Source organism: Microbacterium sp. P5_E9 (genome assembly GCF_054049175.1).
In genome coordinates this window covers 1-522 of record NZ_JBFUMV010000158.1, presented here as the reverse complement: position 1 = coordinate 522, position 522 = coordinate 1, and the positions used below count along the sequence as shown (strand labels likewise).

Sequence of the window (522 nt, the reverse complement as noted above, 5' to 3'; positions counted from 1 at the left end):
GGATTTCGCCGGCCGCGTGGGCCTGAATGGGCGGCGTGTTGCCGACAACCGCCAGGTCGAGCGCGCCAGCTCGGAACGCTTCCAGGATCGCGGGACCTCCCTGGAAGTTCGCATAGCTCACTGACGCGGCAAGCTGCTTCTGCGCGCCCGAAGCGCGCATGAGGGTCTGCAAGTTCTCGTTTTGGTCGGCGACCACCAGCTTGGTGCTGGCAGGGACCTGCGTGGGGAGCGACGGATCAGCCGCCTGGGCGCCACGGGCGGTAGCGACGGCGACGAGGACCGCGCCTGCCGCACGCGCGAGGGTAAATGACGACGGGAACTGCATCTTGGTAGCCGGCCAGAGGGGCGCCGCGGGTGGTGAAAGCCTTCGATGGTCGTTGCCCGCGGGCTGGGAGGCAACGACGTATCCCGACGATGCTTATTCGGTTTTCGTGTCAGCCTCGTGCACAGCGCAGCGATGACCACACAACAAGACGGCTGCGAACGCTCACGGCGATCGACGCCACACGCGTGCTACTCGCG

At 66.9% G+C, this 522-nt stretch carries 1 pseudogene; it reads right to left on the bottom strand.

The window, feature by feature from the left end:
* Positions 1 to 325 (bottom strand): annotated as a pseudogene (locus ACXJ3V_RS20755) (hypothetical protein); the annotation flags it as partial.
* Between the last annotated feature and the right edge of the window lie 197 nt (positions 326 to 522).